Here is a 20,451-nt window from a genome sequence, read left to right as displayed (position 1 = left end):
GCTTAGTGCAGGTAAAGTTTGAGCGAGCTATAAAGCGTATCGGCCAGCCAAGCTTCGGTTTGTTGCATGGCATCGGCTTCATTGGTCAAGCAATGCACTAGGCTGAACAAACCTATAAATTCTGGCATTTGTTCAGTGGAGACATTGAGCTGACCGCAAATGCCTAAGATCGGCACATTATAGCTTTGCGACATTTCGGCCAATTTCATCGGCAATTTGCCGTTACGTGTTTGCTCATCCATGCGGCCTTCGCCGGTAATCACTAAGTCCAGGCCCTGCTCAAATGTCCGATTCAGGCCAATGGTGTTGGCGAGCAATTCAAAGCCGCTAAACGTCTTTGCATTTAAAACCCCCATAAACCCGCCGGCCATACCGCCCGCTGCACCAGCACCAGGCCTGGTGCTTATGTTATGACCAATTCGTTGTTCGATTAACTCGGCAAAGCTGGCTAGGGCTTGTTCAAGCTCGGCATGAGTTTGCGGGGTCACACCTTTTTGTGGACCATAAACCGCGGTCGCGCCTTGCTCGCCTAGTAATGGGTTGGTGACATCACAAGCCAGATGCCACTCAATACCCAATAACTCCTGCGGAATCTCACCAATTTGCGCTAATTGCACCAGGCCTTTTGCTCCCGGTTTGATCGGTTGGTTTTGCTTATCCAGCAATCCAATACCTAGTGCTTGTAAAGCACCTGCGCCGCCGTCATTTGTTGCGCTTCCGCCTAAACCCAAAATGATGCGTTTAGCGCCTAATTCGAGTGCCGCCTTAATCACCAGGCCTGTTCCAGAGGTGCTCGCTCGCATCGGGTCGCGCTCTTGCTTGCTCAACAGGGGAAGGCCGGACGCTTGCGCCATTTCGATAATCGCGGTTTGGCTATCGGCTTGCCAAGCAAAGGCCGCTTGAATCGGACGCTCAAACGGATCAAGGCTGTTGATCACTCGGCGTTCGGCGCGGCCGGATTCTACCATCGCATCCACAAAACCTTCGCCACCATCTGACAAGGGGCGTTGAATGACTTGAATATCTGGCCAGTGACGCTGGATAACCTGCGCGCCGATCCGACAAAATTCTACCGCGGTGAGTGAGCCTTTAAAGCTGTCTGGGGCAAGTAGAATTCTGCGCATGGTTATCGCCTTTTATAAGGTTTCGAGTTGTAAGGTCACGTGGTGTACTGCGTGGCGATCGTTTAGGTAGGATTTAATTTCAAACAAGGTGTCATCATTAATATGCGCTAAATCGGTTTTAGCGTGCAGGGTCATCATCACCTGTTGTTCTGCAATCGCCCACAAGTGAATATGGTGAATTTGCTCAAGGTATGGAAAGTGTTCAGACAGGTCGTCTTTGATGGCTTGGATTTCATAACCGGCTGGCACGCCTTCCAATAAAATCGTGGCGGCTGAACGTGTGAGTTTAAAGGCATTAAACGCGATAATGGCGGCGACTAGAATCGACAAAATTGGGTCGACAATATTCCAACCTGAAAAATAGATAATAATCGCAGCCGTTATCACGGCAATGGATGCCAAGGTGTCGCCCATAAAGTGAAGGGTTGCTCCGCGCATGTTTAGGTTTTTCTGATCACCGCTATGCAGCATGACAAATACGGTTAAATTAATGCCTAAGCCAACAATGGCAATAATAAACATCTCCGCACCCATCACTTCTTGTGGGTTAAACATGCGTTCAATCGCCATCGCTGTGATAGCGGTCGCGATTAATAGTAAGGCTGCCCCGTTCACAAACGCGGTTAAGATTTGCGCCCGCTGATAACCAAAAGTCATGCGTTCAGTGGCTGGTTTTTGCGCGATATGAAAACCCCACCAAGCGATGATTAAGGCAATCGAATCGGTCAGCATATGCATGCCATCCGCAATCAGCGCGATCGAGTTTACCCAGAGACCGCCGACCACTTCCACCAGCATATAGGTGAAAGTTAAGGTGGCTGCGATGACAATTTTACGTTGGTTTTTGGCATCGGGTTTAGCTGTATGGTTGTGGTGGGGAGATGGGTGTGAATGCATATTGGGTCTCAAAAGTTGTAATAAATGAATAACTGGATTTAATCTGGGCGTTTGGCTTTGATTAATTCGCGGGTTAGGTTGTAGTCATCGCCGCCCATTTTGCCAACGGCGTCCAGTTGTGCCGAATCAATCAGGCCATCTTTGATTAAGTTGTCATCGACAAATACACCAATCAAATCCAATAAAATTAACTGGCCGCCCGCACTGATGCTAACGAGGTCACGCAGTTTACACTCATAACGCACTTTCGAGTCGGCGACACTAACCGGTTCAACTTGTTGGCTGGGCGTGGAAGTGATATCGAATTGTTTAAATTCGCTTTCATTATTAGCCAGCGGTTGACTGCTTGCATTGGCTTGTTGGATTTGGTTTGCGCTGACAATATTAATCACGCACTGTGGGTTCGTACGCAGGTTTTTTAAAGTATCTTTTTCGGCTTGGGTACGAGATGGAATATGCGTTACCGCAAGCACTGGTGGATTTACGCTCGCCACCGTAAAAAACGAATAAGGCGCTAAGTTCTGTACACCCTCGGCGTTTTGGGTGCTGATCCAAGCAATCGGACGTGGCACGATTGCGCCGACTAAATAGCGATAGATTTCCGGTGGACTTAACTCGGATACAAACTTAAACATATTAACCTCCCCTTAAACCAAGATTCATTTTACAACAATCCGTCTTAGTGTGTTTTGCCAACCGCCCAAGCTTCAACCACCAGACCTGGTTTTGCGGATTCAAGTTGTTTAGCGGCGGCTTGCATGGTGGCGCCAGTCGTAATAACGTCATCCAGTAGCGCGACCTGATCTAACCCTTCTAATAAGGCCGCATCGGCCGCGAAAGCTTGTTTGAGGTTTTGACGGCGTTGTTTGGCTTTGAGTTGGGTTTGATTAGGCGTAGCAATGGGGCGTGTTAAGGCCGATATGATTGGAATATTCAGCATTGGACTTAACATTCGCGCTAATTCAAACGCTTGGTTATAGCCACGTTCTCGTAGACGGGTGCGATGTAGTGGAATCGGAATAATGGCTTGAATCCCTTGCGCATCGAGTTGTGGGGCTAACAACTCGGCAAACAGGCGGCTTAAATGTAATTGCTGATGATATTTAAATTGATACATCAAATCGCGCAATTCATCTTCAAACGCAAACGCGACTTGGGTTCGACTGACGCGCGGTGGCTGGGAGAGACAATGCCCACACAATAAACCCTGCGGACTAGGCTCGGCGCAACGCGGACAGACGTCTGACCCTATTTGCCATTTAGCAATAAAGGCCGGATCTAAGTCATGTTTTTGGGTCGTAACCGCCGTTATGACGCAAGTGGGCGGAAATAGCCATTTTTCAAGCCACTGCATTTTCCAAATCCTGGTTGAATAATCGTTATAATAACCGCTTATTTTAAACGCGAGTCTCGAAATGAAATCTTTAGGACAAATTCGTCACGATTGGACCTCGGCAGAAATTAAGGCCATTATGAATCAACCTTTTAATGACTTGATGTTTCAAGCGCATACGGTTCACCGTATGAACTTTGAGCCCAACGAAGTGCAAATTAGCACCTTGGTCAACATTAAATCGGGCGGTTGTGCGGAAGACTGTTCGTATTGTTCACAAAGCTCACGCTATGACACCGGTTTAGAAAAACAAAAAATGATGGCGGTGCAAGAAGTACTGGATAAAGCCATGCAAGCCAAAGCCAAAGGCGCAACGCGTTTGTGCATGGGCGCGGCTTGGCGTAATCCGAATAAAAAAGACTTTCCGGTGGTGCTGGAAATGGTCAAAGTGGTGCGCGATTTAGGCATGGAAACCTGCATGACATTAGGCATGCTGGATGATGACCAGGTTGCCGCACTTAAAGAAGCGGGCTTAGATTATTACAACCACAACCTCGATACGTCAGAAGCTTATTACTCCAAAGTCATCACCACGCGTTCCTTTCAAGATCGATTAGATACGATTGATAAAGTGCAGAAATCCGGCATCAATGTCTGCTCCGGTGGGATTATCGGCATGGGCGAACAACATAAAGATCGTGTCGAATTATTGCGCACCTTTGCGAATATGGATAACCATCCCGGCAGTGTGCCAATCAACTTATTGGTGCCGGTTGAGGGTACGCCTTTGGCGGACATGAAAGGCCAAACCGATGCGTTTGAATTTATCCGTGTGATCGCGACCGCGCGTGTTTTAATGCCGCAGTCATATGTACGTTTGTCCGCCGGACGCATGGAACTCAACGAACAAGCCCAGGCCTGGTGCTTCTTTGCTGGAGCCAACTCGATTTTCTATGGCGATAAGTTATTAACCACTGACAACCCCGAAGCGGATAGTGATGTGCAGTTGTTTAAAAAGCTTGGTTTAAATATGCAAGCCCAATCTAAAGCGCACATTGAAGAAGAGTCGGCTTAAGTTTTGTCATGAAACCCACTATCGCGGATCGTTTTCAACCTAAGTTAGACGAACGACAAGCGCAATCCCTTTATCGCCAACGCCCGTTGGCGCTTTCCCCGCAGAATCCGCAAATGCAAATTAATGGTTTGCCGATGATCAACTTTTGCTCGAATGATTATTTAGGTTTAGCGGCTGATCCGCGTATAAAGCAAGCGGTGTGTGACGATAACACCGCAGGCTGGGGATCGGGGGCGGCACATCTTGTGACAGGGCACCATTTGCACCATCATCTATTAGAAGATGAATTGGCCGATTGGTTGGGGGTGGAGCGTGTGTTGTTATTTTCGACCGGTTATATGGCGAATTTAGCGGTGCAGCAAACCTTGATGCAAAAAGGCGATCTGATTCTGGGTGATAAACTCAATCATGCTTCGCTGATTGATGGCGCACTAGCCAGTGGTGCCGACTTTAAGCGTTACCCGCATCTTGATTATCAAACTTTAGAAAAACGTCTAGAATCGTCCGAAGCACCTACGTTAATCGTGAGCGATAGTGTGTTTAGTATGGATGGTGATTTAGCCGATATTCGTCAACTGCAAGCTTTAGCTAATAAGCACCAGGCCTGGTTGTTGGTGGATGATGCACATGGTTTGGGTGTGTTGGGTGCAGAAGGGCGAGGTAGTTTTGATCAGTTTGGGCTTAAGCTTGGAGCTGATATCGCGCTAGTCGGCACATTTGGCAAGGCGTTTGGCACATCCGGTGCATTTGTAGCGGGTTCGAGTGTATTGATTGAAAGTTTAATTCAGTTTGCACGACCGTTTATTTATACCACCGCCATGTCGCCCATGAATGCGCTCGCCACCCGCACCGCACTAAAAATTTTGCGCGAAGGCGAAGATTTACGTGATCAGTTACATGCCAATATTCGCTTATTCCGAGAAGGGGCTGTCGCTCTAGGTTTGGATTTAATGCCTTCAGAAAGTGCTATTCAACCAATTTTATTGGGGGATAGCGCCAAGGCGATGGCGTGGAGTGAAAAATTGAAACAGCAAGGTTTATGGGTTGCCGCAATCCGGCCGCCTACCGTGCCAAAAAACCAAGCACGCTTACGCATCACTTTAAGTGCGGGACATCAAGTTGAGCACATTGAACAATTGTTAGCTGTTTTGGATCACATACAAAAAAACGAGCCTTAAACTAAATAGCTTAAGGCTCGTTTAATTTTAGCCATTTATAAGCTACCAGGCCTGGTAGTAATTGATTTACCAGGCAATATAACTAAAGCCGGCCGCTTGCAGCTCCATTAAAGCGGAGGCGCCGACTTCGACGTATTCTGCAAATGGGCGAATGTCTTTATCTTCCCAGCCAATCGTATGCATGGTACTACCACACGCTATCCAACGTACATTATAGTCTTTTGCAAAACTTTCAACACGATCATAAATTAAGTCCGGCACTTCGCGCTTAGGCTCTTTAGCTAAAACATGAATGCCCGGTCCAATTACAACAACCGCTATTTCAACGTCACCACCATATTGGCGAATCATCGCTTGAATCGAGTTGAGGATGCTGGTTTGATAGCCTTCATCGGCTTGGTTAAACATATACACCACTTTGTGACTGGCAGGGTCGCCTGGAAAGCGATCTTGACTTGGACCTTTAATTTCAGGCACCGATTTAAGTTTATCCGCAGCCATTGACGGAGAACTAAAACCCAAGGTAGTGATTAAACTAATCGCAAATATTTGTAGAAAACGCATCACAAAACTCCTTAAACGAATACACAAAATGGTTATGGTTATAAGTATAAAGAAAAGTCTGAAGGCTTGTTGGCTTGAATCAGGATAATCCGCAATGCTTACACGATTGGTCAACCGAAGTGCCTGTGTAAATTTTAGATATAAAAAAACCGCGAGGCTGAAATCAATCTCACGGTTCCGGCTGCTTAAACACAAGTGTTAGAGCAACAAATTAGGATTAAAGTGCTGTAACGTTTTCCGCTTGTAAGCCCTTTTCACCTTCAGTAATGTTGAAAGTCACTGCTTGACCTTCAGCTAGGGTTCTACGGCCGTTGCCATTGATGGCACGGAAATGTACGAATACATCTGGACCATTTTCTTGTGCTAAAAAACCGAAACCTTTTTCATCGTTAAACCATTTAACGGTGCCTGTTACTAAATCTGACATAACTACCTCAAAAAAAACAAATAAAACGTCATCAAACTTAATGACGCTTGATCATTGTATCACCAAGTTTTTAAAAAAGTATCGTTATATATGAATTATTTACTAAGAAGTTCACGCAGTTAGATGTCTAAATGCAAATAAGCGCCTTTTTTATGGCGTTGACGGCACGCAATCGTTACAATCCATACACCACTTTTTTTGAGCTAAATCATGAAATCCAGTATTAAATTGCATACCGAAACCTTTGGAAAGGGTGAATCACTCTGTCTCATTCATGGTTGGGGCGCTCAAAATGCTGTTTGGCGAGATTGGGCAGAAACCTATCTTGCGCCCCATTATGAGGTGACTTTAATTGAGCTGCCGGGTTTTGGCGACAGTCCCAAGTTGGACTTACAAGCCGGTGATGATCTTAACCAGGCCTGGTTGGATGCGGTGGCAGATGTGTTGCCCCCTCAAACCTATTTGTTAGGCTGGTCGTTGGGCGGTTTGATTGCCCAGCAACTAGCCGAAGCCTATCCAGAACGAATCTCTCGTTTAATTTGCTTGGCTTCAACCCCCTGCTTTGTACAGGCCGGTAATTGGAAATGGGGAGTTTCACCGGAATTAATGAGCAACTTTATTAAAGCGCTTGGTCTGGATAGCTGGGCTTTATTAAGTCGGTTTTGGAAGCTGCAGTTGCAAGGTTCGGATGGCGCGCGCCAATTGATTAAACACTACACCAGTCAGATGAAAACACGCAGCTTGCCAAGCTTTGCGGGCTTGTTACAGGGTTTAGAGTTATTGCGTGATATTGATATGCGCCAAAATCTAGCCTTAATCCAACCCCCGACCTTATGGTTGCTGGGCGAAAAAGATCCGTTAGTGCCACCTGAGATTGTAAAACAGTTACCGCAGCTTCAACCCAAGGCGCAAATTGCCATGATTGAAGGCGCCGCGCATATCCCGTTTTTCTCACACCCCGAACAAACCGCACAGAAAGTGATCGTGTTTTTACAGGATGGTGCGCATGGTTAATCGTCAACATTTACGCCAGCACTTTTCAAAAGCCGCGGCTCGCTATGATGAGGCGGCGGTATTGCAAAAATTATCCGCACAGAACTTAGATCAACGTTTAGACTTAATCACACTGGATGTAAAGCAGGTATTGGATGTTGGCGCTGGCACTGGATTTTTAACCGAGCGACTGCTTGCACGTTATCCCGCTGCACAGATTAGGGCATTGGACTTGTCCGATACTATGTTACAACAAGCCAAGCAACGTTTACTGCGCCCGATCATTAAGTGGTTACCGCAAAGTTGGTCCGCGCGTTTGGGTTGGTTGCAATGTCCGGTGGACTTAATTCAAGCCGATGCCTATGCTTTACCCATCGCCGATGCGAGTCATGATTTGATCGTCACCAATTTTATGCTGCAATGGTGTGACGATCTAGATGCGGTGTTAGCCGAGTTTCGTCGAGTGTTACGGCCGGAAGGCTTGTTAATGCTCACCAGTTTAGGGCCGGACACCTTAAAAGAATTGCGCCAGGCCTGGGTAAGGGTAGAAGGCGAAGCCGGTCATCAACGTATGAATCACTTTATTGATATGCATGATTTAGGCGATGCGTTAATTCGCGCCGGCTTTGGGCAGCCCGTTATGGATGTCGAGCATTACACCTTAACTTATGATGAGCCCATAGGCGTGATGCGCGATTTAAAAGCCATTGGAGCAACCAACGCACAAGGCGAACGCTCATCAGGATTGACGGGGAAAAAACGATTTAAAGCTATGTTGGATGCGTATGAACACGCGCGCAAACAAGGCAAAATTCCGGCCAGTTACGAAATCGTGCACGGCCATGCTTGGGCGGCACAAGAGATAATCAAAGGTCCGGGGCGTAATAAGTCCGGGGTATATGAAATCACGTTAGACCAGTTTCAAAATCAATTAAAACCAGGGAGTTAAGCTTATGTATTTCGGATTAGTTTTATTACACAAAGTGGCGGTGTTGTTAAGCATTGTCGGATTTTTCGGTCGCGGTATTGGGCATATTTTTAACCAAGGCTGGGTGGCCAAAAAGCCGGTTAAAATTCTGCCGCATATTGTGGATACCTTGCTATTAGTCTCTGCCATCGGGATTGTGATGGTCACCGACTTTAGTTTCACCGATCCTTGGATTGTCGCCAAAATTCTAGGTTTGGTTGCTTATATTGGTTTAGGTTTAATGGCGTTTCGTTTTGCCAAAACCCGTGCTCAAAAAGCCATCTACTGGTTAGTTGCTTTAGTGGTATTGTTTTATATCGTTGCAGTAGCGGTACATAAGGTTGTTTGGCCGTTCTAATGCAAGCAATGTGGCGCAAGTTTGTAGCTTTATTTAAAAAAATTACACAATGGCTAAAAAGCGGGCGGAATTTCCTGCTCGCTTTGGCCTTGCTATTTTTTGTGCCGCTTTTTTTTCTTGCTTTGTTAGTCGTCTATAACCTGCTTTTTCAAGTAGTTGAACTTAACGCCTGGGACTGGGAGTCCACACTTAGTTCCTTTGGCTTGAAGGTTGATACTGTTGAACCGAGTTTTGGTTTTGCGGCCCTAATGGCAGCCATTTTAAGTGCGCCCTTTATTATTTGGCGGACTTGGGTGGCGCATCAAGATTATAAAGTCAAAGAACAAGGCCATATAACTGACCGCATTAATAAAGCGGTAGAGGGTTTGGGCGCAGAAAAAACCGTTAAACAAGTTAGCAAAGACGGTAAAACAAGTAGCGAGTTTACTCAACCCAATCTGGAAGTGCGTATTGGTTCAATTTATGCGTTAGAGCGCATTGCACAAGATTCTTTACGTGACCATATTCAAATTATGGAAATCCTGTGTGCCTATATTCGAGAGAATGCTTTGGAGCCTAACCATGTGAGTTCAAAGCTGAGGTTAGATATTCAGATTGCACTAACAGTAATTGGTCGTAGAAGCTCCAGCCAAATAAAACTCGAACGTCAAAAAAGTTATGAACTTGATTTAAGCAATCTTAATTTAGATAAAACAGTTTTAAAGGGTTTAAATTTTGACAGAGCAAATTTTTCAAACTCCACCTTTGAAGACGCTGATTTATCTGAAACAAGTTTAGTTGATGCAAACTTTTATCAAGTAAGCTTCAAGCTAGCAAGAATGTACAAGGCTAAGCTTGATGATGCGAAGCTGTATCATGTTAAGTTTGAAAACACACTTTTACCTTTTGCATATGTTAAAAACGCTGAAATCGGCCAAGCTTGTTTTTCAAATAATGCTCAACTTGACGGCATTGACTTCACAAAGTTTAAGCGTTTTATGTGGGTAACAATGAGAAATGTTGATTTGTCGCGTTGCAAAAAAATTGAGCAAAGCCAGTTAAATGAAATTTTTGCGGACGCTAGTGTAACTTTGCCAGAGGGTATGGAGCGGCCTAAACACTGGTCAGTGGAAGTACTTGGTAATAAGTTTGATGAGGTTTATAAGGCTTGGAGGCCATCGACTGTTCGACTTTAAGCTAACCACCAGGCCAGGTGGTTAGCTTAAAGTTTTCTGGGTTTGTTTTACTGGCGGAACGGACTTTGGCTTTTGTGCGCTAGCCTTAGCCAGGCTAGCGCAATCGGAATGCAGGCTAGGGCGGGGATGAGTAAGCTTGCGCCATACCAGAATGCAAACATGAGTATGCCTAGTACGCCGCCAACCAGAAAGCTGACAATCAGTAAAATGAGCAACCAGGCCTGCCAAGGCCAGCCTTGGCCTTTAATCATTCTAGCTAAATAAACACCCAGATCGGTAACGATGCCGGTGACGTGGGTGGTTCGCATTTGTAAGCCACGATATTTTGCGGTGAGGGCGTTTTGTAAGCCGCATGCAAAAGCAGTGGTAAAAAGTGTCGCTAGGTGCATGGCGCTAGCTAGCCAGGCGCTGACGAATAGGCTGGTCGAGAGTAAAATCATACCTAAAGCAAAACGCCGGTCTTGTGGACTTTCTCTGTCGCCAATCACCAGGCCTGATATGAGTGCGCCAAAAATAAATCCAACAAAAACCAAGCTGGCATGAAACGCCAGTGACCAGTTATGTTGGTAAACACTTTCACTTAAACGCGACATAATGCCGGTCATTTGGCTGACGGGTAGGCCAAATTCTAAAAATAAAATGGTATTGATATAACCAGCCTGCAAGGCCATAAAGCTACCTAGCAGCATAAAGTTACGAATAGAAAAGGGGTTTTGATTCATTAAGTTGCTGTTAAGTAGAGGAAATGAAAAGCGCCCTAAAAGGGCGCAAATAAATTAGTTTGATTTTTGTTAGGCGCTAAGTGTAATGCTTTGATTTAAAGCGGCTTTCATTTTTTTCATCGCTTGTTGTTCGATTTGGCGGATACGTTCCATCGAAACACCGTATTTTTCTGAAAGCTCTTTTAATCCAAGCTTATTTTCACCTAACCAACGTGAACGGATAATGTCTAAACTGCGTTCATCCAATTGCTTAAGTGCGGCTTGCATAAGCTCAGTCTGACGTGATTCTTCCGTTTCACGTACCCAGTGAGTTTCTGGATCTAATTCATGACTAATTAAGATTGGAGAGTTATAACCGCGCTCTTCTTCCTCATCCGAGCTCATGTCGACTTGAATGTCTTTGCCGTATAAACGACTATCCATTTCAAGCACGTCGGCGCGAGTTACGCCCAGGTCTTCAGCCACACGGTCTGCGTCTTTATCGCTAAACCATTCAAGCGCATGCTTGGCACCACGCAATTTAAAAAACAGTTTACGTTGTGCTTTAGTGGTGGCGGTTTTAACGATACGCCAGTTTTTGATGACAAATTCGTTAATCTCTGCGCGAATCCAATGCACGGCAAAAGTCATTAAACGTACTTTTTCTTCTGGATTAAAGCGCTTAACGGCCTTCATTAAACCGATGTTGCCTTCTTGAATTAAGTCGCTTAACGGTAAGCCGTAACCTTTATAGCTGCGTGCTACCGGTACCACATAACGCAGTGAAGACAAGATCAGTTGACGAGCCGCTTCTAAGTCTTGTTGATAATACAAGCGCTCAGCTAATGCACGTTCTTCCTCAGCGTTTAATTGAGGAAGCGTGCGAACTGTGCGCAGATAACTATCCAGGTTTTTGCCTGGCGTTAGCTGTTGAATCGTAAGCGCAGTAGTTGTCATTTTTCACGACCTCTTAGGTTGTTTTTTCGATCTATTTAAAATAACACTTTTGAATAAAAAAAGCAAGTGGTAGTCGCATTATTTATGTTGACGGGTGGGGTGGCATTCTCTTTTATAACAGTATGTTAGGAGGGATAGTTAAAGTCGGACTAAAGGTTTGTCTGGGATTGTTTTAAGTGTTTTTTGATTGAGCTATGCGCTCAGCTAACACTTGTCGCACCTCAGTAAGTTGCGCGCCGCTTAGGGTATAAGTTTGTGCAAAGCCTGCCACATAATGAGCCTGTTGAGGGGTGAGTTTAAAGAGTTGAAAATCTTGCATGCTCGAGAGTAACGACATCATTTGAGGATGCTGTTGGCTAAATAATGCGATGATTTTTTGCCAATTCCCAGAATCTCTTGGAATCACATCAGCGATGATTTTTAACCTTACTCGTTCACGCGCAAATAGATTGTTGGCTCTAGATTCGTCTTCAATAAACAACAGTTCCGCTTGCGGATGGTCGATAAGGTTTTGGGTATGACTGGCCAATTGCGAAATATAAATATAAAAGCAGGCCTGGTGCTGAATAATGGGTGCATAACTTACCTCGGGTTCCCCATCAGCGGAGAGGCTAGCAATCACAGCCGTTTGAAAAGTTTCGATAAACTGCTGAAATTGAAGCCAGACTGATTGAGGGTCGTTTTTGCTCATTTGATTAACCTAAAGTTGTACGCGCCGTAAAAGTTGCGCATTCATGGCGACAATAATGGTACTGGCCGACATGAGTATCGCGCCAACAGCGGGTGATAATAAAACACCCCAAGCGGCTAATGCCCCAGCGGCGAGAGGAATCGCGGCGATATTGTAACCAGCCGCCCACCATAGGTTTTGTAGCATTTTACGATAGGTGGCTTTTGATAAAGTAATAATGCGCGGAATGTCACGTGGGTCGGAACGCACTAGCACAATATGACCCGCTTCGACCGCGACATCGGTACCGGCACCGATTGCGATGCCAATATCCGCCGTCGCTAAAGCGGGTGCGTCGTTTACGCCATCGCCCACCATCGCCACCTTGCGACCGCCTTTTTGAAGTTCCTTAATTTTTGAAGCTTTATCTTCCGGTAACACTTCGGCAAATACTTGATCAATGCCAAGTTCTTTTGCTACCGCATCGGCAACGTTTTTCGCATCCCCGGTCAGCATCGCCACTTGAATACCGAGTTGGTGTAGCGTTTTAATCGCGGCTTTGCTTTCTTCACGCAATGCATCGGCGACGGCAAATAATGCGATGGCTTGTTGTTGATGTAGAAGATAAATAACGCTATGACCTTGTTCTTCAGCTTTATTAGTGGCTTGTTTTAATTCGTCACTAAGTTCCACTTTTTCTAATTCTAATAAGTTGGCGCCGCCCATTAAATAGTCGTTACCATTCACTTGAGCTGATACGCCTTTGCCGGTTAAGGATTCAAAGTTGTGCGCTGAAGGAATGTTTAACTTGCGATCCTTGGCGGTGCGAACGATGCCTTGGGCAATTGGGTGTTCGGATTCCGATTCGATGCTGGCCGCAATCTCTAGCGCCTCATCATCTGATAAGGATTGTGTGGTTTGGCTAACGACTCTAAATTCGCCCAGTGTGAGTGTGCCGGTTTTATCAAATACAATCGTATTGAGGTTGCGAGCTTGCTCCAGCCCGCGTTGGTCGCGTACTAATAAGCCGTTTTTTGCGCCTAAACTGGTGGAGATCGCAATCACTAATGGCACGGCTAAACCTAACGCATGCGGGCAAGCGATAACTAATACGGTGACGACACGCACGATCGAGAATTCGATATCGGCCCCGACAAATTGCCAAGCAATCAGGGTGATAACACCGGCACTTATCGCGACGGCCGTTAAGGCGCGAGCCGCTCTATCTGCAAGATGCTGTGCGCCGGATTTGGATTGTTGCGCCTCTTTAACCAAGTGCATAATGCCAGATAATTTGGTGTCATCACCGCTTTTTGTTACTTCAAGTCGTAGAGAGCCGCTGCCATTAATGGTGCCGGCAATCAGGTTGTCGCCGGGCTGTTTGCTAACGGGTTTGGATTCGCCGGTAATCATGGATTCGTTAACGTCGCTTTTACCTTTTTTAAGCACGCCATCGGCCGGAATACTGGCACCAGGCCTGACTAATAGGATATCGCCGGTTTTAAGTTCACTTACGGCGACCTGTTCTTCTTGATCGCCTTTTAAGCGGGTGGCTTGGTCGGGCAATAATTTAGCCAGTTCTTGTAACGCACCTTGCGCTTGATTGATGGAGCGCATTTCAATCCAATGACCGAGCAACATAATCGTAATTAAAGTCGCGAGCTCCCACCAAAGAGCTTGTGCATCAATCAAACCTAATTGAACAATCCAAGAAAATACGAATGCCACCAGGATCGCGAGTGATATTAAGGTCATCATGCCGGGTAATCGGGCACTTATTTCATGCCAGGCGCCTTTTAAAAATACTAGACCACCATAAACAAAGATAGCGGTACCCAACAAGGGAGCGATCCAATCTGAACCCCAAAATTCGGGCGCATCGTAACCGACTAGAGATTGAATATGGCCAGACCAAAATACGATCGGCAAGGTCATTAATAGTGATAGCCAAAATCGGGCACGAAACATTTCTGGGCTGTGGCCCGCATGTTGGTCATGACCATGGTCATGATGCGAGTGTGATGGGTGTTCAGAATGCGAATCGTGATTATGATGGTCGTGTGTCATCTAGGCCCCCTTTTTTTAAAAAAGAATAAGGAACAGTCATTTCATCCTAAGCATGTCACTGAGAAAAGTCAAAAAGCTAGCTAATTAATGTTTAGCGGTGTAAGAGTGGGTACAATGTTGGCATCTATTGAATGGCGTATTGAAATGCAAAACCGTTTATTAAACTCTCCTAAATTAGCCTTAATTAGCTTGCTCATTCTGTTGGCGTTATTAAGCCTTATGTCGCTGCAAGTGGGTGCAATTGATTGGCGTTGGTCCGAGGTTTTGCTTGCTTTGATTTCAAGTCAGTCGGAAGCTCATTGGGTAGTGTGGGAAATTCGCTTACCACGCTTATTGGTGGCGATTGCCGTCGGCGCGGGTTTAGGTATGGCTGGTGCGGCGATGCAGGGGTTGTTTCGCAATCCGTTAGCCGATCCAGGCCTGGTGGGTGTGTCGAGTGGCGCAGCCTTAGCCGCTGTATTAGTGATTGTGTTTGGCCCAGCTTGGTGGTTGGATTGGGTCGGTTTGGGTTTAGCCATTCCGTTGGCGGCTTTTCTGGGCGGCCTTGCGGTAACTTGGTTGATCTATCGTTTGGCGAGCTATCGTGGCACCACTGATGTCGCGCTTATGTTATTGGCGGGTATTGCAATTAATGCGATGGCGGGGGCGGCCACGGGTTTATTAGCCTACTGGGCGAGTGATGAAGCCTTGCGTAGCTTAACTTTCTGGGCGTTTGGCTCGTTGGCGCATTCGAGTTGGCGTGAGGTGATGATGATTTGGTGGCCGATGTTCTTAGTCTGGCTAATTCTGCCCTTATGGGCGATGGATCTGAATCGTTATTTAATGGGTGAAGCCAGTGCACGCCATTTAGGGGTGCATGTAAAACGCTTAAAATTTGTTATTGTCACTTTGGTCGCGTTAGCCGTGGGGGCGAGTGTGGCCGTGGCGGGGGTAGTTGGCTTTGTGGGTTTAATTGCGCCGCACCTAGTGCGTTTATTAGTAGGGCCGGATCACCGCTGGTTATTAGTGTTAAGTGGTTTAATGGGCGCGCTGTTAGTGGTGGCCGCTGATAGTTTGGCACGTAGTTTAATTGCGCCGAGTGAATTGCCAATTGGCTTATTGATCGCCGCGCTGGGCGGGCCATTTTTTTTATGGTTGTTACTAAAGCAACGCCATCGGCTCCACGTTTAAACTTATTTTTCTATTAACGTCTAAAGCCGCTGAACCATTTCCAGAGGTTAAACAAGCTGGCTAAACTGCTACTGACATAAGTCATGGCGCAGGCGGTTAAAATGTGGCGTGCACGTTTCATATCTTTTTTATTCAGGTACTCGCCTTCTTCCAGTAAAGGCAAAGCGCGTTTGTAGCTGGCATCAAACTCGACGGGCAGAGTGGATAAATGAATCAGCACCGGAATCCCCATTGCAATAAAACCGGCGGCAAACGTGACCATACCAATAATCGGCGTGTGCATGAGGGGAATTAAAACCGGCGTGGCCATGAGTGCAATTCCACTGAATTTTTGCAGCCATTGCGAGCGTTCGACCATTTCGGTTCGCGTTAGTAGTGGTTCGTAATTGGCTTGGTGTTGTAACGCGTGCCCAATCTCATGTGCGGTGGTGACAATCGCAGTTAATGAATTGCTATGAAAGTTTTGGTGGCTCAAACGTACCACTTTTTCGATTGGATCATAATGGTCACCATGAGCAGAGTCGGCCGGTAGTTCTTCGATGCGAACATCGTTAAGTTGGAATTTATTAAGCAAGTGTTCGGCAAATGCGTGCGCATTGCCCGGTAAAGTAGGGTGAGGTTGACTGTGTTTTTTAAGAATGGCGCGCGTCCACCATTGTGGAACAAAGCTGATAATCGCCAACAAAACCAAGCCAATAATTAGAAATGCCATATTCGGTTTAACAATCCTTCTGAATTAAATAACTGGCATAACGCCAAAGTGGTAGGGCGGATTCTACCTGAATGCTTTGTTTATTGGTTGGGTTTTCGCAATGCAATAAAGCGGTACTGGAAGGGGTTGCACTGTCAGCATAATCCCACTGTATTTGCTGGGTTGGCAGAAGCTTTTCTTGATTAGTCGCCCAGCCGTTTTCGGTTTTAAACAGTTGGTTTGCTTTGGTTTGTAATTGCTGAATTGGCTTGGACAAGTCAAGTTGACTGACGGCTTGCCAGTCTTCTAAACCAGCCAAAGTATAAGCAAAGTCTTCTAATCCCGCAGCGTCAGAAAATTGGCCTTGGTTATTAACGGCGCGCGGCGCATGGTCAAGTAATAGTAATTGACTCAAACGTTGGGCGAGGGCATGTCCAGTGCGTTGGTAGCTCGGATTTTGTGTGGTTTTAAAGGCCTGAGCATAAGCGCTGAGCAATAAACCATTCCAGCCAATTAACTGTTTATCATCGGTAATACCAGGCCTGGTGCTTAAGTGAGATTGAATTGACCACCAGGCCTGGTGGTCATCAATCGGTTTGGGTAGCCAGCCGTAATTTAATAAAGGCGGCGCTTGGTCAAGAGACCAGGCCTGGTGCACTTGCTGATATAGCTCAGGGCTAAGTGCTTGTTTGAGTTGCTGAGGTGTCCATAAGTAGCGACCCCCGTCCAAGCCTTTTTCATCAATGGCGGATTGGCTAGATTGTGCCAAACCGGTTAAAGGGCTCATGAGTTCGGTTTCGATATAAAGCAAGGTGTTTTGCGCCGTCTGCAAAAAGTCTTCGCGTTTAAATACCTCAGCGGCTAGAAAATAAATCTCACTCAATTGGGCATTGTCGTAGAGCATTTTTTCGAAATGCGGTTCTTGCCAAGACGGATCGACGGTATAGCGAAAAAAGCCGTGATGAATATGATCATAAAGATGCTCGGATTGCATGGCTTCAAGCGTGGTTTCTAACCAGGTCAAGATATTGGTATCAAGATTTTTTTCAAGCAGTAAGGCTTTGAGTAATGGGCTGTTGGGAAATTTTTGGGTGGCATTTAAGCCGCCAGCGAACTCATCAATTTGGCGGGGAAGTTGGCTTAGTAATGATTGTTTGAGTTGATCGGTGCTTAAGGATTTAAACGATAAGGTTTGGTTAGACTCTTGGCTAAGTCGGATAATTGTGTTGGAATTGGTTTGCCAAAGCTGTTGAGTACGATTAAGACGTGTAATCAAATCTTCTCTGGGTAAATACACGAAGCTACTGAACGCGTAACCGTCAGGCGTTAAGATAACATGCAGTGGCCAGCCAGCTTGCCCGGTGGTTCGACGTGCAAATGCTAATAGATGATCATCTAGGTCGGGTGATAGTTCACGGTCAATTTTTATCGAAATAAAATGTTGGTTGAGTAAAGCCGCTACCTGAGGGTCATGATAGTTTTCTTGCTGCATCACATGGCACCAATGGCAGGCGAAATAGCCGGAAGAAATAAAGATCAGTTTATTTTGTTGTTTGGCTTGGTTAAGGGTGGCACGTTGCCAAAGCTGCCAATTAACTGGGTCTTCTGCGTGCATAGCCAAGTAGGCGGACGGATGGTTTTTAAGCGGGCTTGCGAAAGCTGAAAAACTGGCGATGAAAAATGACAACACAAGCCCTCCGCTTAGCCCTATTTTGTAGGTGTCTAAGCGGTCTAAATAAGCCTTAAGGTTTATCTCCATCCTTAGGCTTATCGGGATTTGAGCCGCCATCTTTGCTAGATTCATTTTGTTTTGAAGATTCTTTATTTAATGCAGACATTTCTGCATCAATCTTATCAAACTCAGCGTCATAATCGAAATCGTCATCAACTTGATCGGCATAACGGTCGTCAAAACCTTCTTCGTCCATTTTTGAACGATAGGTCGATGTGTTTGATTCGTTTTCATCAGCGGATTTTGATTCTTCTTTGTCTAAGCCTTTACGTTTAACAATGTAGGTTCCCACCAAGACGCCCAATTCGTAAAGCAGCCAAACCGGGACGGCTAAAAGGGTTTGTGAAATAATGTCAGGTGGTGTCAACAACATGCCCAGTACAAACGCACCCACGATCACGTAGGGTCGTGCATGAGACATCGACTCAGATTTAACCATGCCAGTCAATATCAATAAGACCACCACCACTGGCACTTCAAAAGATAGGCCAAAGGCGAAGAACATTTTGATGACAAAATCGAGATAAAGCGAAATGTCGGTCGCAATCGTGACGCCTTCGGGGGCGGTTTGCGATAAGAAGCCAAATACTAGAGGAAATACCACATAGTAGGCAAATGCACCGCCAGCGTAAAACAAAAATGAGCTAAAGAATAAAATGGGCGCAACCAGTTGGCGTTCATGCTGGTAAAGTGCAGGCGCAATAAAGGTCCAGAACTGATACAGCAAGTAAGGCATGGCGAGGTAAATCGCTAAGATTAAACTTAGTTTAAAGGGTGTTAAAAACGGTGAAGCCACACCAACCGCAATCATGCTGGCGCCAACTGGCATAAAACGAGTTAGAGGCTCAGCAATGTAAACGTATAAATCATTTGCAAACGGAAACAGGGCTAAAAACAATACTAAAACCGCGATAACGGCTTTGGCTACCGCATTTCGAAGATCCAACAGATGTTGAACCAGCGTCATTTCTTGATCGTGAGGGGGAAGTGCGCTATTGCTCATGCAGGGCCAATGTCGTTATACGTTCGTTTTAGGAGCGGATTCAACTGGATTTACCTTCTGAATAGAGTCAGTTTGGCTTTTCTCAGCTTTATCGCTTGATTTGGGTTTTGGGGCTTCGTCTTGTGCCACGTCGTTGGTGGATTCCAATTGACGTTGGGCTTGATCAATATCGGCTTGGGTTGGTTCGGGATTGCCAAACGGACGCTGAAGTTCATCGAAGTTAATTTGATCTTGCACATCTTCAAAGCCTTTATAAAGGTCTTGTTTAATGTGATCAAATTCACGTTTATGCTCTTGCACATCCACCGCATCTTGCAGCTCACGAACGGTTTCTCTCAGGTTGGAATCATCTTTTACTGAGTTGATGAAATTACGCATTTTACGCACAAACTCACCCGCTTTGCGTGCCACTTCAGGCATACGCTCAGGCCCGATCACCATCAACGTGATGATCAGGATAATAATGATTTCGAGAAAGCCGATATCAAACATGATCTAAACCTCGGGCGCCGGGCGCATTAAACCTTAGGTTTGGTTTCGTCAGAATCCGCAGTTTTCTTTTCAGTCGCTTCAGTGTCGTAGACGTTGCCTTTTTTGTCAGCGGTGTCTTCTAACTTTAGTTCTTCAGCTTCTTTGGCCTTTTTTTCGTCTTCATCACTCACGGCTTTTTTGAAGCCTTTGATTGCACCGCCCAAATCGCTACCGACGTTTTTCAAACGTTTTGCACCGAAAATAACCAAAACGATGGCTAGGATAATTAATAGTTGCCAGATGCTGATGCCCATAATGTGCTCCATTTAAAACAGGGTTAATTGTCTGCTAAATCGCAAACGCTAAATAATAGCAAAATAAGTGATTAGTTACCAAGTAAATGTATATGTACGTGAAACACTTCTTGACCGCCAGTTTCGCCAGTGTGAATTTGGGTTTTGAAGCCGTCCAAGTTTTGCGACTGTGCTATTTGTGGCAAAAGTAGCATCATGTGTCCCATGAGGTCTTTATCTTCAGGTTTCAAGTCGAACAAGGTTGGGATAGGCTTTTTGGGAATAATTAATAAATGCACGCGAGCTTTTGGGTTGATGTCTTTGATGACAACACACTTATCGTCTTCATAGACGAATTCGGCGGGCAGTTCTTTATTAATAATACGTGTGAATAAAGTCGGTTCGGTAATCATAGGAGGATCTCTCTTGGGTGAAGTTTTATTGTTCTCTCTGGGCCTTTTCGACTAATCCAGACAGTCCAAATCGGCGCTCTAGTTCTTTTAGAACATCGGCGCTCGATAAGTTTTGGTGTGCCAACAACACTAGGCTGTGAAACCATAAGTCGGTGACTTCGTAAATTAAGTGTTCTCTATCGCCGTCTTTGG

24 protein-coding genes are annotated in these 20,451 nt (G+C 45.7%); 7 read left to right on the top strand and 17 right to left on the bottom strand.

Translation table 11 applies throughout. From position 1 onward, the window contains the following. Nucleotides 1-2 precede the first annotated feature (2 nt). The 4 genes from N746_RS0100120 to N746_RS0100105 are packed head-to-tail and all read right to left on the bottom strand — an operon-like array spanning nt 3 to nt 3,375. A complete protein-coding gene (locus N746_RS0100120) occupies nt 3-1,124 on the bottom strand; it encodes a glycerate kinase (RefSeq protein ID WP_038125780.1) in 1,122 nt (373 codons plus the stop codon). A 12-nt stretch (nt 1,125-1,136) separates the two neighbouring features. Beyond that, nucleotides 1,137-2,021, bottom strand: a complete 885-nt coding sequence (locus tag N746_RS0100115; RefSeq protein WP_029933328.1) for a cation diffusion facilitator family transporter — start codon at nt 2,019-2,021, stop codon at nt 1,137-1,139. Between the two features lie 38 nt (nt 2,022-2,059). Then, a complete protein-coding gene (locus N746_RS0100110; protein ID WP_029933327.1) occupies nt 2,060-2,656 on the bottom strand; it encodes a flavin reductase family protein in 597 nt (198 codons plus the stop codon). A gap of 44 nt (nt 2,657-2,700) precedes the next feature. Next, entirely contained in the window at nt 2,701-3,375 is a 675-nt protein-coding gene (locus N746_RS0100105) for a ComFC family protein (RefSeq protein WP_051678412.1), read from the bottom strand. Nucleotides 3,376-3,436: 61 nt separating this feature from the next. Here N746_RS0100105 and bioB point away from each other — a divergent pair, with 61 nt between their 5' ends. Beyond that, complete coding sequence (gene bioB, locus N746_RS0100100; RefSeq protein WP_029933325.1) at nt 3,437-4,429, top strand: biotin synthase BioB; 993 nt, start codon at nt 3,437-3,439, stop codon at nt 4,427-4,429. Between the two features lie 8 nt (nt 4,430-4,437). Further along, entirely contained in the window at nt 4,438-5,607 is a 1,170-nt protein-coding gene (bioF, locus tag N746_RS0100095) for an 8-amino-7-oxononanoate synthase (protein WP_029933324.1), read from the top strand. A gap of 66 nt (nt 5,608-5,673) precedes the next feature. Here the strand turns inward: bioF and N746_RS0100090 are convergent, their stop codons facing one another. Continuing rightward, complete coding sequence (locus N746_RS0100090) at nt 5,674-6,171, bottom strand: DsrE family protein (protein WP_029933323.1); 498 nt, start codon at nt 6,169-6,171, stop codon at nt 5,674-5,676. A gap of 217 nt (nt 6,172-6,388) precedes the next feature. Continuing rightward, nucleotides 6,389-6,598 (bottom strand): cold-shock protein, encoded by a 210-nt coding sequence (locus N746_RS0100085; RefSeq protein ID WP_029933322.1) that lies wholly within the window; start codon nt 6,596-6,598, stop codon nt 6,389-6,391. Between the two features lie 210 nt (nt 6,599-6,808). On the opposite strand from N746_RS0100085, the gene bioH reads away from it, so the two are divergent. The 4 genes from bioH to N746_RS10510 all read left to right on the top strand — a co-directional run bounded on the left by bioH (nt 6,809) and on the right by N746_RS10510 (nt 10,091). Continuing rightward, nucleotides 6,809-7,612 carry a pimeloyl-ACP methyl ester esterase BioH gene (gene bioH, locus N746_RS0100080; RefSeq protein WP_051678411.1) on the top strand — a complete coding sequence of 268 codons (804 nt, stop codon included), beginning with the start codon at nt 6,809-6,811 and terminating at the stop codon, nt 7,610-7,612. Then, entirely contained in the window at nt 7,605-8,540 is a 936-nt protein-coding gene (gene bioC, locus N746_RS0100075; RefSeq protein ID WP_029933320.1) for a malonyl-ACP O-methyltransferase BioC, read from the top strand. Before bioH ends, bioC begins: the two co-directional genes overlap by 8 nt. A 4-nt stretch (nt 8,541-8,544) precedes the next feature. Beyond that, entirely contained in the window at nt 8,545-8,916 is a 372-nt protein-coding gene (locus N746_RS0100070) for a SirB2 family protein (RefSeq protein ID WP_029933319.1), read from the top strand. A gap of 293 nt (nt 8,917-9,209) precedes the next feature. Then, nucleotides 9,210-10,091: a pentapeptide repeat-containing protein gene (locus tag N746_RS10510; RefSeq protein ID WP_162173022.1), complete on the top strand. Its 882-nt coding sequence runs from the start codon at nt 9,210-9,212 to the stop codon at nt 10,089-10,091. Between the two features lie 47 nt (nt 10,092-10,138). On the opposite strand, the gene N746_RS0100060 is transcribed toward N746_RS10510, so the two are convergent. The 4 genes from N746_RS0100060 to N746_RS0100045 all read right to left on the bottom strand — a co-directional run bounded on the left by N746_RS0100060 (nt 10,139) and on the right by N746_RS0100045 (nt 14,486). Beyond that, entirely contained in the window at nt 10,139-10,813 is a 675-nt protein-coding gene (locus N746_RS0100060; RefSeq protein ID WP_029933317.1) for a YoaK family protein, read from the bottom strand. A 69-nt stretch (nt 10,814-10,882) separates the two neighbouring features. Beyond that, a complete protein-coding gene (gene rpoH, locus N746_RS0100055; RefSeq protein WP_029933316.1) occupies nt 10,883-11,749 on the bottom strand; it encodes an RNA polymerase sigma factor RpoH in 867 nt (288 codons plus the stop codon). Nucleotides 11,750-11,921: 172 nt separating this feature from the next. Next, nucleotides 11,922-12,440: a HugZ family pyridoxamine 5'-phosphate oxidase gene (locus N746_RS0100050; RefSeq protein ID WP_051678409.1), complete on the bottom strand. Its 519-nt coding sequence runs from the start codon at nt 12,438-12,440 to the stop codon at nt 11,922-11,924. 9 nt (nt 12,441-12,449) lie between these two features. Continuing rightward, complete coding sequence (locus N746_RS0100045; RefSeq protein ID WP_211245116.1) at nt 12,450-14,486, bottom strand: heavy metal translocating P-type ATPase; 2,037 nt, start codon at nt 14,484-14,486, stop codon at nt 12,450-12,452. A 114-nt stretch (nt 14,487-14,600) separates the two neighbouring features. On the opposite strand from N746_RS0100045, the gene N746_RS0100040 reads away from it, so the two are divergent. After that, the gene (locus tag N746_RS0100040; protein WP_245603300.1) at nt 14,601-15,656 is read left to right on the top strand and encodes a FecCD family ABC transporter permease; all 1,056 of its coding nucleotides are present in this window, start codon (nt 14,601-14,603) and stop codon (nt 15,654-15,656) included. A gap of 13 nt (nt 15,657-15,669) precedes the next feature. Here N746_RS0100040 and N746_RS0100035 read toward each other — a convergent pair whose 3' ends face one another. The 7 genes from N746_RS0100035 to N746_RS0100005 form a co-directional block, all read right to left on the bottom strand. Next, nucleotides 15,670-16,368: a zinc metallopeptidase gene (locus N746_RS0100035; RefSeq protein WP_029933312.1), complete on the bottom strand. Its 699-nt coding sequence runs from the start codon at nt 16,366-16,368 to the stop codon at nt 15,670-15,672. Nucleotides 16,369-16,375: 7 nt separating this feature from the next. Then, nucleotides 16,376-18,037: a thioredoxin domain-containing protein gene (locus N746_RS0100030; RefSeq protein WP_162173021.1), complete on the bottom strand. Its 1,662-nt coding sequence runs from the start codon at nt 18,035-18,037 to the stop codon at nt 16,376-16,378. Nucleotides 18,038-18,089: 52 nt separating this feature from the next. Then, on the bottom strand, nt 18,090-19,082 hold the full coding sequence (gene tatC / locus N746_RS0100025) for a twin-arginine translocase subunit TatC (RefSeq protein WP_029933310.1): 993 nt from the start codon (nt 19,080-19,082) through the stop codon (nt 18,090-18,092). Between the two features lie 15 nt (nt 19,083-19,097). Further along, nucleotides 19,098-19,574 carry a Sec-independent protein translocase protein TatB gene (tatB, locus tag N746_RS0100020; protein WP_029933309.1) on the bottom strand — a complete coding sequence of 159 codons (477 nt, stop codon included), beginning with the start codon at nt 19,572-19,574 and terminating at the stop codon, nt 19,098-19,100. A gap of 26 nt (nt 19,575-19,600) precedes the next feature. Further along, a complete protein-coding gene (locus N746_RS0100015) occupies nt 19,601-19,867 on the bottom strand; it encodes a twin-arginine translocase TatA/TatE family subunit (protein ID WP_029933308.1) in 267 nt (88 codons plus the stop codon). Nucleotides 19,868-19,938: 71 nt separating this feature from the next. Further along, complete coding sequence (locus N746_RS0100010) at nt 19,939-20,259, bottom strand: histidine triad nucleotide-binding protein (RefSeq protein ID WP_029933307.1); 321 nt, start codon at nt 20,257-20,259, stop codon at nt 19,939-19,941. 25 nt (nt 20,260-20,284) lie between these two features. Continuing rightward, on the bottom strand, nt 20,285-20,451 hold a 167-nt coding region (locus N746_RS0100005), incomplete at its 5' end, for a phosphoribosyl-ATP diphosphatase (protein WP_029933306.1).

Source organism: Thiomicrospira pelophila DSM 1534, assembly GCF_000711195.1.
In the GTDB taxonomy this organism is placed as follows: Bacteria; Pseudomonadota; Gammaproteobacteria; order Thiomicrospirales; family Thiomicrospiraceae; genus Thiomicrospira; species Thiomicrospira pelophila.
The sequence above is the reverse complement of the archived record's forward strand: the minus strand, read 5'-3'. Positions and strand labels throughout refer to the sequence as shown.

Coding starts and splice junctions, on each gene's coding strand:
- N746_RS0100120 (WP_038125780.1), bottom strand. CDS start 1,124: ATGCGCAGAATTCTACTTGCCCCAGACAGCTTTAAAGGCTCACTCACC.
- N746_RS0100115 (WP_029933328.1), bottom strand. CDS start 2,021: ATGCATTCACACCCATCTCCCCACCACAACCATACAGCTAAACCCGAT.
- N746_RS0100110 (WP_029933327.1), bottom strand. CDS start 2,656: ATGTTTAAGTTTGTATCCGAGTTAAGTCCACCGGAAATCTATCGCTAT.
- N746_RS0100105 (WP_051678412.1), bottom strand. CDS start 3,375: ATGCAGTGGCTTGAAAAATGGCTATTTCCGCCCACTTGCGTCATAACG.
- bioB (WP_029933325.1), top strand. CDS start 3,437: ATGAAATCTTTAGGACAAATTCGTCACGATTGGACCTCGGCAGAAATT.
- bioF (WP_029933324.1), top strand. CDS start 4,438: ATGAAACCCACTATCGCGGATCGTTTTCAACCTAAGTTAGACGAACGA.
- N746_RS0100090 (WP_029933323.1), bottom strand. CDS start 6,171: ATGCGTTTTCTACAAATATTTGCGATTAGTTTAATCACTACCTTGGGT.
- N746_RS0100085 (WP_029933322.1), bottom strand. CDS start 6,598: ATGTCAGATTTAGTAACAGGCACCGTTAAATGGTTTAACGATGAAAAA.
- bioH (WP_051678411.1), top strand. CDS start 6,809: ATGAAATCCAGTATTAAATTGCATACCGAAACCTTTGGAAAGGGTGAA.
- bioC (WP_029933320.1), top strand. CDS start 7,605: ATGGTTAATCGTCAACATTTACGCCAGCACTTTTCAAAAGCCGCGGCT.
- N746_RS0100070 (WP_029933319.1), top strand. CDS start 8,545: ATGTATTTCGGATTAGTTTTATTACACAAAGTGGCGGTGTTGTTAAGC.
- N746_RS0100060 (WP_029933317.1), bottom strand. CDS start 10,813: ATGAATCAAAACCCCTTTTCTATTCGTAACTTTATGCTGCTAGGTAGC.
- rpoH (WP_029933316.1), bottom strand. CDS start 11,749: ATGACAACTACTGCGCTTACGATTCAACAGCTAACGCCAGGCAAAAAC.
- N746_RS0100050 (WP_051678409.1), bottom strand. CDS start 12,440: ATGAGCAAAAACGACCCTCAATCAGTCTGGCTTCAATTTCAGCAGTTT.
- N746_RS0100045 (WP_211245116.1), bottom strand. CDS start 14,486: ATGACACACGACCATCATAATCACGATTCGCATTCTGAACACCCATCA.
- N746_RS0100040 (WP_245603300.1), top strand. CDS start 14,601: ATGTTGGCATCTATTGAATGGCGTATTGAAATGCAAAACCGTTTATTA.
- N746_RS0100035 (WP_029933312.1), bottom strand. CDS start 16,368: ATGGCATTTCTAATTATTGGCTTGGTTTTGTTGGCGATTATCAGCTTT.
- tatC (WP_029933310.1), bottom strand. CDS start 19,082: ATGAGCAATAGCGCACTTCCCCCTCACGATCAAGAAATGACGCTGGTT.
- tatB (WP_029933309.1), bottom strand. CDS start 19,574: ATGTTTGATATCGGCTTTCTCGAAATCATTATTATCCTGATCATCACG.
- N746_RS0100015 (WP_029933308.1), bottom strand. CDS start 19,867: ATGGGCATCAGCATCTGGCAACTATTAATTATCCTAGCCATCGTTTTG.
- N746_RS0100010 (WP_029933307.1), bottom strand. CDS start 20,259: ATGATTACCGAACCGACTTTATTCACACGTATTATTAATAAAGAACTG.